Below are 14,866 nucleotides of genomic sequence, written 5' to 3'. Positions count from 1 at the left end.
CAAAAAACCGAGTATATCTTTAAAAGGTCTTCCAAAACAGGCCTTTTTTGGTTCGCATATCGATGGTCATGCTTTTTACGCAACCTTTTTGCTTATCCTTGATCATTTTTATGCTCTTGATCTCTAATTTGTTCACATCCCTTATTTCCTTAAAAAACTGGCTCACCGTAAACCGGTTCCCCGTTTTATTGAAAACAGGTATATTACTATAACAGAAGTATTTTCGAATGGAAACATCATCAAGGTTTCTACCGGAATAGGAAATAAACATTTGCTGCATGTCATCGTTTGACACTTCTATTCTATTGGCCACTTCCTCTTTTTTCTTTTTTTCCGCATCCGCGGCAGCCTTGTCCTCGGCCTTGGGCTTATCCCTTATCTGATCCTGAAGAACCGTCTCAATAGGATCTACACGGGTTATGCTCGCCCTTCTTTTTCTACTTTTCTTTTCCGGTAAAACGGTAATCCGCTGCTTGGCCTCATGACGCCTATCGCCATTCACGACCAATAGAACGGTTTTTTCCCCGGGACTCTTATAGACATACTTCTCTTTGCGATTATTGCCATCAATGGTCATCGACTCCCCAAAGCTCCACTGCCACGACTCGGCAAATTCCGAATCGTTCGAGAATTCAACTTCTTGGCCGACCCTTACGTATTCGGGAAGAATTATATTAGGAATCAGTTCAGGAACGATCAGGTCCTTCGGTTTTGAGATTTCAATTTGTTTGGTGACCCCACATTGACCGTTCATTTTTAAGGATACCGTATAAGTGCCCTCCTTGGTGAACTGATGCACCACATTAGACCTGTATTTTTTAGGAATATCTTTTCCAAAATCCCACTCCCACTCCACGCCCGATGGGTCTACACTTTTAAATTCGATCAAATCGGCAGTGGTATAAGATTCGGCAATCATTTCAAAATCAACATTGCTACAGTCTACCTTACTGTTCAATCTAAACGATAAAAGCCCAAGACCAAAAATCACCAATACTAAAAAAGAGATAAATACGTTTTTGTCAAAGTGGGTTTTAATCCTTTTATGAATCATAATTAATATCTAATTTTCGGTTGTGGTTTATGTATCTAAAAGTACTATTCATTTGATGAAATTAAAACTTGTATTTATCTTAGTTATTGTGTTGTCGATTTCTTGTGCCAGAAAAACGTTACAAAATGAGGATTACTCCTATTATAAACGTGAAATGGAAAAATACAAACGCCAATCGGAGAACAAGAAGCCTACCCAAAAAACTACGGCTAAAGTAATAAAAAAGCCTACCGGTATGGGCTATTTATCTGCCGAAGAGAAAAAAAAATTCGCTCAATTATTAGAAGTAAGCGAAGAATCGATCCAAAACGAAAAGCTATATGCGGCCATTAAGGAATGGCTAGGCACCCCTTACGATTGGGGCGGGGAATCGAAAAACGGGGTAGATTGCTCGGCCTATGTACAAGCTATTTACCGCAAGGCTTACGGCAGCGAGCTCCCAAGAACCTCAATACAGCAGTTTTATCTGGATACCGAATCCCATTTTAAAAACCAGAAATACCTAAAAGAGGGCGATTTGCTCTTTTTTCGGCTCCGTAATGAAGATCGTGTGGTCTCACATGTGGGTATTTATTTACAAAACGGTAAATTTACGGGCTCAAACTCGCCACATGGTGTAGAGATCGTCGATCTTAACAATCCATATTGGCAAGATAAATATGTAGCCTCCGCTAGGTTATTAAACATTCAATAAATGAAAGATTTCCCCGAAAACGACATACGCCAAGAGGTGTTCAATTTGGATTTTGACCTAAAGGCGGAAACCTTACTTTCCTATATTGAGGAAGATACCCAGGTCGATCTTTCGCTCAGCGACTTTTTTAAGCGTCGCTTTAGTAAAGATATTACCCTTATTGAAAAAGACCGTTATAATGATGATACCCTGAACGTTCACCTAAGTCGACGTAGCTTTTACAATGTTTTGCCCGAACGTTTCTTTCATTCCACCTATATTAGTACTCCTTTTGTAAATACCATGGTGGCGGATTACCATGGCAGAAAAATCGAACAGGAGAATGCCTTGAAGTTTTTCAAACCCTTGGAAACCGAATTCTTTCTTCATCGTGTCGATATCGAATCTGCCGAAAACGAAATCCTAACAGCCTTGGGAAGTCCCAAATTGGTTGACTTTTTAATGGATTTATGGAAAATAGACGAAAGGATCCCGAAACGGATGGCGGCGAAAATTTTAAAAACTATGCCGTTCATGTATAAAATAGCCGGAAATATTCCGTTGTTAAAAAGGATACTTGAAAATATCATAGAAGAAGAAATCTTGATCGAGAAAGATTTTGCTACCGCAGGCCTACCTGTTACAAACGAACCATGGCAACTTGGTGTAAATATGGCGACCTCGGGAAAGCAAAAGACCTTTCTGCCTAAATATATTTTTACAATGAACAACATTAGCCGCCCTGAAAATATAGAGGACTATCTACCTGACGGGAAAATAACGGCTGTCGTCAATTTCTTTTTGGAACACACCTTGCCCCATGAAAGTGATTTTGAAATCAACTTCAGGCTACCTAAGCGTAAAACAAGATTTATAATGACCGAGGACGCCTATTCAGGTAGACTTGGAATATCGGCAACAATTTAACACCCCATGATCAAAAGTTACTTTAGAAAATTCATAAGTTTTGAATCTATAATGCCCTTTGCCATCGTTTTGGTGGTAGTGGCCCTGGTTCTTCATTTCTTGGGTTCAAAAACCCCCGGGTTTAAAACAAGGCGCAAAAAATACTATGTTTTCCTAGCGGCCAATATAGTAGTTATGGCACTTTTCGTGGCCATCATATATAACCTGAAGCAGTCATCCTTACTATTACGGTATTTTTCAATGCTCGGTTTTGCTACCATCATGGGGGTGGCCAATGTCTTCTTTCACAGAACCATCTTTGAAAAATTCGACACCCACCAAAAGCTTAAGGAATTGGTGTTCGCCATAATTTCCGGATTGGTCTTAATGGTTCCTATTATTATGATAGCCGCACACTTTAACGACCTTCAGTACTTGCCGTACTACTTTTTGGTCATTGCCGCCTATGTATTTCCTACCAGTTTTTTCATCCTATATGAATATTCCATTTCCATTCCCGCAAAACTATACACGAAATGGTATTACCCCATGGGCAATAAGTACGATGCGCCAAAGCATTACGAGCTCAACAACATGATCGTTCTGAATTTTATGTTCTACAAGAATGCCAATTCGCCGAATATGACCAGTTTTAAGGCAAAGGCGCCAAAAGACATGGACTTTGGTCGCTTGTTCTATTTCTTCATTAACGATTATAACAACAAGAAGACCACGACCAAAATAGAAGTGACCTCTAATAGCGATGACCCCCATGGGTGGTATTTTTACAGTAAACCTAAATGGTATGGAACATCAAAACATATAGACCCGGAACGCACCGTGGAAGAAAACAACCTAAAAGATAGCGATACAGTCGTTTGCCAACGTATTTAAAATAAGAGACATGATAGAAGATATCAAAAATTTCAAGATCAATTGGGTAGATGGAATGAAAATCTCAAAAGAGCATTTTCAAAGCCTTCAAAACTTTGCTGAAAACAGTATAAAAGATGCCTTTGTGGTACGCATGGGGAAATACGGACACGGATTTCTTGCCTCGCATCTCTTTGGCAACAACGAATACGCCATAAACCTTGATATTCACAAGAGCTTAAAGGTTTCATTCAATAGATTAAGGGCCGTCACCCCCAATGGCAACCGTATCGAGATTACCGAAAACACTCCCGATGTCAAAGAAGAAATCGTAGTGGCCGAGCTTGCCGACAAAACATTGGAGGAAGGTTTCGTCTTGATCAATATCGACACGGCAAACCCTATTCCTTTTGGCAATCAAGACCCCGCTGAAGTCCCCCCAAGGCTTCCCTATCTTACACACGGGTATTTTTTCTCCTTTGTTAGTGCGTCCGACCTAGAAAAATCGGGTTTGACCGGCAACCAATTGCCGATCGCCAAAATCGAAAAAGAAGGCAAGGGATTATCAGTGGCCACCGACTACATTCCTCCCTGCACTACCCTTGGGGCTCACGAAAGTTTGATTCATTTTTACAACGAATCGGAAAACTTCCTGAAAATGACCGAGCGCAATGCCATTTTGATCGTTCAGAAAATCATGTCAAAACAAAGTGACAACCCCATTGCCGATGCCATGAAATTAGTGGTCGACAAGATCTACGTATACCTTGCCCAACAGATCACCAAGGTGAAATGGGAAGAACACGACATGCACCCTAGGGAATTGTTGGAAATCCTTGTAAGTTTTGCTCGGATATTCAAAGGATCCGTAGATATATCGTCTCCTGAAAACAAAGAACAGCTCTTCAATTATTTTGGGGAATGGACAGACCTTAAGGGAGGAGACTATGAAAAATTGTTCACCGACGTCATCAACCTACAGTACAATCACAACGACGTTAACGAAAACCTTCAGGTAATCAATGTCTTTATGCAGACCATCGATAGGTTGCTCACCGTACTCACCCAAGTCGATTATATCGGTAAACGTAGGGACATGGGCATCTTCGTTAACGAAAACATTGTTGAGGAAAAGCCTAGAAAATCTAGGGGCACTTCATTTTTGGCCGAATAAATATTGAAATATGGAAGTACTTAATAAAAACGAACGGATTTCTTCTTTTCTACTTTTCTTACTGATGTTCGCCATCTCGGTAGGTATTCTTTTTACGGCTTTTTTCTTTAGCTATAAATTACCGTGGAAAGAAAACGAGGTCCTCCGTGCCGAAAACCAGAAAATACGCTATGAATTTTTGTACCAAAAACAATTCATGACGGCGTTGGAAGATATCGACAAACAAATTGATTCCCTAGACGGTGCCAAGGACGGTTATTTCTTTTTGGAGCAATCGATCAACGCGGATCTTATCGACCTAAAGAGCGATATCCCCAAAGACTCCCTAGACGACAGGGGCATGTACGAAAACCTCATTCTCACCTATAAAAAGCTGGTCGATGCCAAGCGGGACCTAAAACAGGTAGAAAGTGCCAGAATGGATATAGAAGACCTGAACGAGCAGATTGAGGAGTACGAAAAAGAAATCAACAAGTTGAATACCGCATTGAGCCTTTCTCAACGTTTGAACAGAAATTAACCGACCTATGAATACTGAATTGGAAAAGGCCATACACATCGCCACCCAAATTGCCGATGAATACCAACACGATAGTTTCGGACCTGCACATTTGGTCAAAGCCGCACTTCATCGCGATTTATCGCTCTTACGTTTTTTGCACGACAAGAAGGTAGATGTGTATTTTATCGAGGAATGGGCCGAGGTTCGTTTAGAAGAATACCCGAAACGCACCAGCCGATCGGGCGACCTAAAGGCCAGTCCGGAAGCCCAAGTGGTTTTCAACGAAGCCGAAGACATACAACAGAAACTCAACAAAGAGGAACCCGACCTGATCTGTATCTTTATCGCCGCCATTACGCCCGGTGTAGGCTTTACCTTTGACCAGCTCAAGTCGATACCCGTGAGCAGCAACCAATTGCTCGACGAGCTTATAAGCCAAAGAAAAACCGATAAATCGGGGACGGTCAATACAAAAACCGCCCCGGGAAGCACCCCTCCCAAATCTGACGGCGTATTGTACAAGTACGCAAAAGACCTATTGGATCCGGCCCGCGAAGGCTCGTACGACCATATCGTAAATCGCGATAGGGAACTAAAGAAAATCATTGAGATCCTCAGCCGTAAAAACAAGCCGAATGTGATCATTCAAGGGGAATCGGGTGTAGGCAAAAGTGTTTTGGCCCAAAATTTGGCAAGGGAAATTGTCGGTGGAAAAATCGTTGAAAACCTAAAGGACGCCCATCTTTTTGAAATCGATACGGCCCTATTGCTCTCAGGGGCATCATATAAAGGAGAGGTCGAAGACCGCCTGCAAAACATTTTTGATGAAGCCAAGGCACTTGTAAAACCTATTGTCTTTATAGATGATTTCCACTTTCTTCTACAGGATGCCTCTTCGAGCCAAGGAATTTTGAACGTCATCAAATCTGAACTGAACAAAGGCGAAGTCATTCTTGTAGGAGCGACCAACTCTGACAATTACAGAAAATATATCAGCAACGACGATGCGCTCAACCGAAGGTTTGAATCCGTCACCCTGGAAGAGCCCGATAACGAAATGGCCTTTAGGATCTTACAAAGCATCGGCCAGACCTATACCGACCATCACGAGTTGCAACTTACCGAAGAGACCCTTCGCGAAGCGATACGATTGTCTAAAAGGTATTTAAAGGAAAAAAGCCTGCCCGATTCCGCCCTAGACCTATTGGACCGGACCATGGCTGCGGCCAATGTATCGGAGCAGTCCCTTCCCAACGACCTTGAGGAATTAAAGGCAAGGATGGAAGCCATTGAGGAAAAAGCCGAAGAACGCGACAAAGCCGAGAACATTCAAGAAATCGACTGGGTCTATATGGCCTTAAGGAATAAATTAAGCCCTATCGTACTCGGGAAATTCGATACCGAAGACGCATTCGGATTTCCTTCCTATAACGAGAAATCCACTTACCTTAAGAACATCATAAGCGCCATTGACGCGCACTCGAAAACACCGCGTGAAGCCGTACTCGAAGAAGATCTGGCCGCCATGGTTTCGAGTATTACGGGAATACCCGCAGGCAAGGTACAGACCAAGGAAAAAGAACGTTTGATGGATATGGAGGACACCCTTAAGAAAAGGGTCATCGGCCAAGACAATGCCATTAAAACCGTTACCGAAGCTATTATAGAATCGCGTTCAGGACTTTCAAAAGCCGGACAGCCTATCGGCTCTTTCTTCTTTTCCGGTCCCACGGGAACGGGAAAAACGGAATTGGCGAAATCATTGGCAGAATTTCTTTTCAACGACGAAAGTGCCATCATTCGTTTTGACATGTCAGAATTTAAGGAAGAGCACTCTGCAGCCTTGTTATACGGTGCACCTCCAGGCTATGTCGGCTATGAAGAAGGCGGGGTCTTGGTCAATAAGATCAGGCAGAAACCGTATTCCATTGTCTTGTTCGATGAAATCGAAAAGGCCCACCAGTCGGTATTCGACGTATTTCTTCAAATATTGGACGAAGGCAAACTCAGCGACCGTTTAGGCAAGGTAGGCGATTTTTCAAATGCGGTAATTCTTTTCACCTCAAATATAGGCTCCGAATTTATAAGCAAGGCCTTCGAAGGGGGCTCCGTTCCAAAATCGGACGAGCTACTCGAAATCATGGCCTCTTATTTTAGACCGGAATTTTTAGGACGTATTACAGAGATCGTCCCCTTTGCTCCCATCTCGGAAAAGAACGCCCCTACCATTTTCGACCTTCATTTAATGAAGGAGTTATTGGTACTTACCGAACGCTTGGGGATTACCCTTGAAATAGACAAGGAGACAAAAGAGCACCTATCATTAGACGGCTTCTCCCCTACTTACGGGGTTCGACCACTTAAAGCGGTCATCCGGAACAAACTGAAAAGACCCCTATCGAAAATGATCATCTCCGGGGAAGTCAAGGCGCCACAGACCGTAAAAGTGGAAATGAAAAATAAGGAGGTAGTTTTTTCCGTTGTTGAATGATATGGAAGAGCGAGTAGAGCGAGTAGTTAGTAGTTAGTAGTTAGTAGTTAGTAGTTAGTAAAATGAAAGAATAACAGGTCAAAAGCAAACTGCGAACAGAATAAACAAATCTAGAATGGCAAAACCCTATTATCAGGCACCTTTCGATTTTAAGCGTTTTTTCGAGAAGAAAGAGCTCAAGAAAATCGGTATGCGCGACTCTATCTCCCAGTTTATTAGCGTGATCATTACGACCTATTTCGAGGAGTATACGTTTGATGAAGCTTTTGGCAGTGAAATATGGGAAACCGATTTCGATCTTTTGATAAATGCCAATGTCCTTAAGGAACGCATCAAAAAATCGCTGAAGAATCAGATTGAGACCTACGAAAAACGCCTTTCGAATATCGATTTGAACGTTGAGCTCATGGAAAGCCTATCTTCCAACACCAACAAAGTAAGACTCAAAAAATATCTATATATCACTATTAAGGGAACCATTATAAAAACCGATGAGCCCTTTTCATTTACAGGGGATTATTACTTGGCTCCCTTGTCGTACAAACATTGATCAATAGGTAAATTAAAAAAATATACGTGTGAAAAGTCTATCCAAAGAGGAAATTAAAGATCGTCTAATCCGCAGGGCCGCTGACACTTGGGGTGTTGATGAAATGGAAATTGAATATTCATTCGATCCCATCGTCGGCATCCTTTTCGATGCTTGTTCGCATGAGTTCGAACGCATATCGGAAACCATAAAGACCAGCCGAACCCAGATTACCGAGCGCTTGGTAGATCTTTTAACACCGGAAATATCGGTAACGGCCAAACCGGCCCATGCCGTCATGCACGCCCAACCCTTGGATTCGCAAATAGAAATCAACGGAAAAACCCAATTCTTCAACAGAAAAAGAATGCCCTTGTTCAACAATTCCAATGGCAGGGAAGGGTTTACCGATTTTTTCTTCTGTCCTTCGGGCGATTTTACCCTGAACAATTGTGAACTGAAATATATTGCCTATCCCGACAAGATCGTATCCTACGGTAATCAAAGAAGCGCCCCATGGCTCACAAAAGGCGACTTCTCCGGTGCCCCGGAATCATCCGCCATATACCTAGGGATCCAGCCCGGTAAAGACCTTAAAGAAATAAAGGACCTTTTATGCTACTTTGACCTCCTCAATTTTTCGAACAAAGAACTATTGGTACACCACTTGGGCATTGCCGAATGGTCAGTAAACGGCATGGCCCTGGAAGCTACCAAGGGATTCCCTCAAAAAGAGGCCGTTAGGGACGATTATAGTGCCTATATCAATGAAGGCATACAAAGTAAGATCCAGTTTTATGAAGATTATGTAAGACAGTATTACGAAGATCATTTTTATACCATTGAAGGCCAAGTGCCCCTTGCCGACAACTTAAAGCCTCATCCGGAAATTTTCAAGGAGTTTTTATCGGAAAAAGATATCGCCATGTTCCGAGAGCCGCTTCTATGGGTCAAAATTTCCTTTTCTTCCGTGGTTTCCACCCCAATGTTGGAAAACCTCCATTGCCATATCAACTGTTTCCCCATACTGAATAAAAAGACCCATAGCACCAGTAGGCGTTTACAGTCGTATTTCAATATTATCCCCATGGAATCGGAAAATGATTTCTTTTTAGACGTCAGCCATGTTGAGGGCGATACCGGCAATAAGTATTACGTACACAACAGGGACAAAAAAGACGACGTAAGACCCCAGGCCTACTTGCGTTTTGGAGGGGTCAGCCGTTTTGACGAGCGCGATGCCTCCGAACTATTGAACTACACCTTAGACCTTTTGAAAGAAGACAGCGTGGCCTTCTCGGCCATGGGGGACGACTTTATCAATTCGAATTTAAAGGACCTGAAACAGATTGTTTCCCGTATAGAACAACAAATAGAACTCCGCGGTTTTAAGAAAAATAAAATTCCCTATTTGATCATTAACAAAAACAGTATCAACAAAAATAGGGATACCATTATTTATGCCGATTATTGGACCACCTCGGGCGACAAGGCCAATAAGATCAACCCCTACAGCAAGCTGCACCAATATTCGGGAACGGCCTTTAAGCCGGAATCATTGGTCTTGATCACGGGTACCTTGGGCGGGCACGACGAGCCGTCCCCAAGTGAAAAAATTTACGCCTACCGCGAACACATTCTCTCTAGGGGCCGAATCATAACCCGACAAGATATCGTTCAACATTGCTATGCCATTTTCAAGGATAGCATTACAAAGGTGAGCATCAAAAAAGGCGTCATGGTTTCCCGTGACAATTCGGTGGGCTACACCCCTACGACCGATATCCATATTACCCAAAACAGTGAAACCAATTACAGTGAAGATGATTGGGAACATCTGAAAAAAGAATTGTTGATAGGTATTAAAACGCGTTCGGCCAATGTATTGCCCTTCCGTGTTTTTTATACCCCAGTTTAATTTTTTTGTGAGAAAAAGCAACTTGCAGTTTAACGAAAAAACAAGTGTTATTTTGTAACCTCTTAATGTTATTATTACTTTAACCTCCGTAAACACTGCCTTATGTCCAAAATAGTAAACAGTAAACTCCTTGTAGGAGGAGAGGAATTCTTGCCCAAATCGGGCTATAGCGTTACCGTAGAACAGTCCATTGGAGGGCACAGCTCCTTCCGTATCGCCTTCCCTTCCAATGCCACCGAAGGCTACTCGGGCGCCTTGATGGACAATGCCCTGGCCTATGTAGGCAAGAAGATCACCATTGGCATCAACGAAAACCAAATGGAATTCAAGGGCGTGGTCACCTCGGTTGACCTTCAAAAAGGTATCGATGCCGCAGGTACCATCGTACTATCGGGCCATGGGCCGGCGGCCCTCCTGGCCAATTCCGTCCAATGCCTGAGCTACGAAGAGGGTACGCCCCTATCACAGGTGGCCAACGATACCGTGAACGGGCACTCCACCGAACATGTAAAACTTTCCATCGGCAAGGGCACCGACGTAAGCCTGCCCTATACCGTACAATATAACGAGAGCGACCTGGCCTTCCTTCAGCGACTCTGCAGCCGCTACGGGGCCTGGATCTACCATAACGGTACCGATTTCTGCGTGGGCAGGACCGGGGACAAACAGGTGCATGGCATTTACGGACAGGATGTACTGGGCTTTAACCTTTCCACCGTGCTCAGGGAGCAGTCCTTCGGACTTAAGGCCAGGGACTGGGTCAACGACACCGACCTGGAAGCCGATGCATCGGCCTTCGCCCCAAGTTCGTCACACCCCTACCAAGACCGGATAAAGGGCGAATCGCAAAACGTTTTCGCCAAGAGAAGTTCCTATGATTGGAGTATTGGCCAACACGAGTACAGTGCGCAAAGCGGTGTAGATACCGCCACAAAGGTCAACGCCATGGGAAAGGCCGCCAGTATGATATTGGCTTCGGGCACTTCGGAGCTCCTAGGCCTTCGCGTCGGTGATACCCTCACCTTGGAAGGGCTCAATTTTTCCGACCAGAACAAAAAGGACCCCTACGGTTCCTATGATATCACCAAGGTCGTACATAGGTTCGACCATAGCGGACACTACCGCAACGAGTTCGAGGGCGTACCCGAGGGTACCGAACACCTGCCCTACTCCAACAGTTTTGCCGCACCCCGATCGGGCGCGCAAAGAGGCTGGGTACTCGACAATGCCGATCCGGAAGGACTGGGCCGTATCAAGGTACAGTTCCCCTGGCAAAGGGCGATGGGCACCAGTACCCCCTGGATCAAGATGGCCACCCCCTACTCCGGTAGCGACAAGGGCTTTTACTTCATCCCCGAAAAGGAGGAAGAGGTCTTGGTCGGTTTCGAGGCCGACAACCCCGAAAAACCCTTTGTACTCAGTGCCGGCTTTAACAGCAGCGCCCATAGCGGCTTTGCCGATGCCGACAACAACATCAAAGCTATCAAGACAAGAAGCGGCCACATCATAGAATTGAACGATACCGATGGCGGGGAGAGTATTACGATCAAGGATAAGAACGAGAATATCATTAATATCAATACAACGAATAACGATATTACGATATCGGCCCATAATGACATTACCGTTACCGCTGCGGAAAACTTGGCCTTGAACAGCAAGAACATGCAAATAAACGTTGAGGACAACCTAGACATTACCGTAGGGGCCAACAAAACCGAAAGCATTAACGAAGGCTACACCTTAATGGCCAATACCGAAGAGCACCAAATCGGCGAAGACATTAAGGTCATCAGCAGCACCTACAAACAAGAGGCCCAAGAAATTACTACGGACGCCAGCGGCGAGATAAAAACCAATGCCGGTGGCAAAATCACCATTGCAAGTGGTGATTCTATTGAGTATGGGGAGTAGCAAAACGCCCAATTAGATGACAAAAAAAAATCTTATAAAAAAAAGCGCCTTAGGCTTTTTTATTCTAGGCTGCATATGCCTTGCAGCTTGCCAAAGCAATCTGTTTATGAACAAATATGAATACACCTCAGGTATAACGGCCGCACGTTATTATCCCGCCTATATTATCGATGGTGGTTTTCACTATCCCGGGGGCGGCGTATATATACCAAACGACCGTGTCCTAAGTTTGGGCACTTGGGGAATGACCAGTACCACACATGTTAGCGGTGAGGATTTTAAGCCCGTACCCGACTCCTTTAGCATTAGTTGGCTATGCTTGGCGGAAAGACAGTCCTATTCGGGTACCTTCGACCTGCCGGTTAAAAAACTGGATTCCCTGTTCAAGACAGGTTTTAAAGACCGATTAAATAGGCAAAAAACCTATAACAAATTGATAGTTGGTGTAGCTCCCGGGGGCGTAGTGGTGGTATGGATATCCGGAGGGGATTTAGAACTGGAGATAGGACGCTATCAAGCGGAGAAAATACCACCTATCGACATCAAAAGTTATATGCCCTCATCCGATTATAAAGATACCGACGACTTCATAGATTTTCAGCTATCGACATTGGATGAAACCGCCAAAGCGGCCTTGGATGTAAACAATATTCCCTTTGGGCAATGGGACAAATGGAGAAAGCGCTACACATGGCACCCGAGTTTTAAATTCAAAAACAACCAAAAACTCAGAAATCTGGTCTTTAATTTCTACAATGGTGAGGGGTTCTTTATAAAAAAACCGAACCCCATATTGACCGAAGACAGGAGCTGGGGAGTGCCCAAATATATAAAACCGACTTGGTATGCAGGGGACACCCTTTACGGAGCCATTATAGAACTGGACGAAACGGAAACCTTTGAGGCCTTCCAACATATTTTCGAGCAAGAAAACAGCGCTCATCCCCAGTTTATGGTGGAAGTCGATAAATACAACTCCGAAATCAAGGTTTACCTGAAAAACGAGGCCCGGACCATAGAGCTTGTCAAGGCCCGAAAAAATATATATCTACAACGCTAATAAAATAGTCTAAAATGAGTCAAATAGGATTATCATCACAAAGTGTAGGTGCGGAAGAAGTTAAAAACGTCTTACATGGCATAGAGGTTCAAACCGCACCGGTACATGTAGGCGACTCCGACTATGAGGAAATGATAGAGGATGATGCCATAAATATAACCATTGGGGTATTTTTTGACGGTACCGGAAATAACCGTAAAAACACGGAGGCCAGAAAACTATATGAAGCAAGGGAAAACGGAAAACAACTGGCTGAAGATAAAAATGAGATAGCCGATAAGTATCTTAAATTAGACCTTTTATCCTCGGGATTGGATATTATTAAAAATAAAGGCCTTTATAAGAAGAGAACCGGTAGTTACGAAAATGACCTGAGCAATGTTGCCAGGTTAGAGCAATTTTATGAGGATACCGACAAAGGAAAAAATTACTTTGAAAAAGTCTATATAGAAGGTATTGGCACTACCGATTACGAAGAAGATGACATACCGGGCATGGCCACAGGCATGAGCGCTTTATGGAAGTTTTATAACACGGGCATTAGGGACAAGGTCGAAAAAGCCTGTGAAAAATGTGCCGAATTAATAATAGATAAGCGTAAGGAAAACATCAATCATTTAACCATTGATGTTTTCGGCTTCAGCCGTGGTGCTGCGGCGGCCCGTAATTTTCTTTATGAAATACATAAGAAGAAAGGGGACTTCAAAGAAGTTGTGGCAAGTCCCGGAACCACTTCCATGATTACCTATACCACGGAAACCTATGAGGCGGATGGTGGGTTTTTAGGGGAACTACTTGAAAAAAACAATCTAAGGGTAAAAAAACGTACAATACGTTTTGCCGGACTTTTTGACTCCGTAGCCTCCCATGGCCTTATTCAAAGTAACGATGTTAAAGACCTAGGTTTGGACGCCGTTAAACATGCACAGCATACCTTTCACTTGGTAGCAGCGGACGAACATCGTTTTAAATTTAGCCTGACCGATATTAGTAGTGCTATAGCTAGAGGTAAAGGAGTTGAAAAATACTTGCCCGGGGTACATTCTGATGTCGGTGGTTGCTACGAGCACAATAAACCTGAAAAAAACATATTATTGAACTTTGCGACCTCTATTTCTTCCAGTCAAAAAAGATTTCAAAAAGATTATAGATACTTAATAGAACAAGGGTGGTACACCAAAGAACAACTAACGATCCAAGAAGAAATTTTAGATTTGACCACCATGCTCGGTATCAATGACGACTCCTTCAAAATGCTATATGGAAATAGGGAAAAAATTAGTAACAAATACAGTTATATCCCCCTACATTTTATGGGAAAACAACTTTTTGATAAAAAAGTTTTCAAAGAAGACAACTTAACACAGCTTAAGAAGAAATTTAAATTTTCAGATGACCCTGTTCTTGCAATGGCAGAAATACGATTAAGAGAGTATGTTTTTGAAGGTGGTAAACCCTTAGATTTTTATGGAAACGCGTTAGACCGTCAAATTTTGTTATCCTTACGTAATAAATATTTTCATTTTTCATCTCAATATTTCCATAATCTAAAGAGTATAGGAATGCAACCTGAATGGCTCGGTGATATGCGGGCAAGAGAAGTTTATTCCGATAGTGGCAAAAAGCCAAAAAAGGTTCCTTTACAATATTTCCACCGAACAAAGGATAAAGAAAGATTTCCTGAAACAGAAATAGACGCAATACAGGCCGTACCCGAAGTTCAAACACCAAAAATTGTTCGCATAAATCAATAATTATGCACTTGCTCATGT

At 43.1% G+C, this 14,866-nt stretch carries 12 protein-coding genes; 11 read left to right on the top strand and 1 reads right to left on the bottom strand.

Annotated features, from left to right (window positions below):
* Window positions 1–19 precede the first annotated feature (19 nt).
* The gene (locus BW980_RS18800) at window positions 20–1,054 is read right to left on the bottom strand and encodes a PKD domain-containing protein (RefSeq protein ID WP_076456706.1); all 1,035 of its coding nucleotides are present in this window, start codon (window positions 1,052–1,054) and stop codon (window positions 20–22) included.
* Window positions 1,055–1,109: 55 nt separating this feature from the next.
* Between BW980_RS18800 and BW980_RS18795 the strand changes: the two genes are divergently transcribed.
* The 11 genes from BW980_RS18795 to BW980_RS18745 all read left to right on the top strand — a co-directional run bounded on the left by BW980_RS18795 (window position 1,110) and on the right by BW980_RS18745 (window position 14,848).
* On the top strand, window positions 1,110–1,748 hold the full coding sequence (locus tag BW980_RS18795; protein WP_076456705.1) for a C40 family peptidase: 639 nt from the start codon (window positions 1,110–1,112) through the stop codon (window positions 1,746–1,748).
* On the top strand, window positions 1,749–2,654 hold the full coding sequence (locus tag BW980_RS18790; protein ID WP_076456704.1) for a hypothetical protein: 906 nt from the start codon (window positions 1,749–1,751) through the stop codon (window positions 2,652–2,654).
* Window positions 2,655–2,660: 6 nt separating this feature from the next.
* Window positions 2,661–3,527, top strand: a complete 867-nt coding sequence (locus BW980_RS18785; RefSeq protein WP_076456703.1) for a TssN family type VI secretion system protein — start codon at window positions 2,661–2,663, stop codon at window positions 3,525–3,527.
* Between the two features lie 10 nt (window positions 3,528–3,537).
* On the top strand, window positions 3,538–4,680 hold the full coding sequence (locus tag BW980_RS18780) for a hypothetical protein (protein WP_076456702.1): 1,143 nt from the start codon (window positions 3,538–3,540) through the stop codon (window positions 4,678–4,680).
* Between the two features lie 10 nt (window positions 4,681–4,690).
* Entirely contained in the window at window positions 4,691–5,200 is a 510-nt protein-coding gene (locus BW980_RS18775) for a type VI secretion system transmembrane protein TssO (protein ID WP_076456701.1), read from the top strand.
* 7 nt (window positions 5,201–5,207) lie between these two features.
* Window positions 5,208–7,673 carry an ATP-dependent Clp protease ATP-binding subunit gene (locus BW980_RS18770; protein WP_076456700.1) on the top strand — a complete coding sequence of 822 codons (2,466 nt, stop codon included), beginning with the start codon at window positions 5,208–5,210 and terminating at the stop codon, window positions 7,671–7,673.
* Window positions 7,674–7,788: 115 nt separating this feature from the next.
* Window positions 7,789–8,223 (top strand): GPW/gp25 family protein, encoded by a 435-nt coding sequence (locus tag BW980_RS18765; protein ID WP_013991792.1) that lies wholly within the window; start codon window positions 7,789–7,791, stop codon window positions 8,221–8,223.
* A 28-nt stretch (window positions 8,224–8,251) separates the two neighbouring features.
* Window positions 8,252–10,120 (top strand): type VI secretion system baseplate subunit TssF, encoded by a 1,869-nt coding sequence (locus BW980_RS18760; protein ID WP_076456699.1) that lies wholly within the window; start codon window positions 8,252–8,254, stop codon window positions 10,118–10,120.
* Window positions 10,121–10,222: 102 nt separating this feature from the next.
* Window positions 10,223–12,034 carry a type VI secretion system Vgr family protein gene (locus BW980_RS18755; RefSeq protein ID WP_076456698.1) on the top strand — a complete coding sequence of 604 codons (1,812 nt, stop codon included), beginning with the start codon at window positions 10,223–10,225 and terminating at the stop codon, window positions 12,032–12,034.
* 106 nt (window positions 12,035–12,140) lie between these two features.
* Window positions 12,141–13,094 carry a DUF2931 family protein gene (locus BW980_RS18750; protein ID WP_245800111.1) on the top strand — a complete coding sequence of 318 codons (954 nt, stop codon included), beginning with the start codon at window positions 12,141–12,143 and terminating at the stop codon, window positions 13,092–13,094.
* A 14-nt stretch (window positions 13,095–13,108) separates the two neighbouring features.
* Window positions 13,109–14,848, top strand: coding sequence for a T6SS phospholipase effector Tle1-like catalytic domain-containing protein (locus tag BW980_RS18745; protein ID WP_076456696.1), 1,740 nt, complete (start codon window positions 13,109–13,111; stop codon window positions 14,846–14,848).
* Window positions 14,849–14,866: the final 18 nt, after the last annotated feature.

Source organism: Zobellia uliginosa (assembly GCF_900156625.1).
GTDB classification, from domain to species: domain Bacteria; phylum Bacteroidota; class Bacteroidia; order Flavobacteriales; family Flavobacteriaceae; genus Zobellia; species Zobellia uliginosa.
This window is presented reverse-complemented; position numbering and strand designations above follow the sequence as displayed.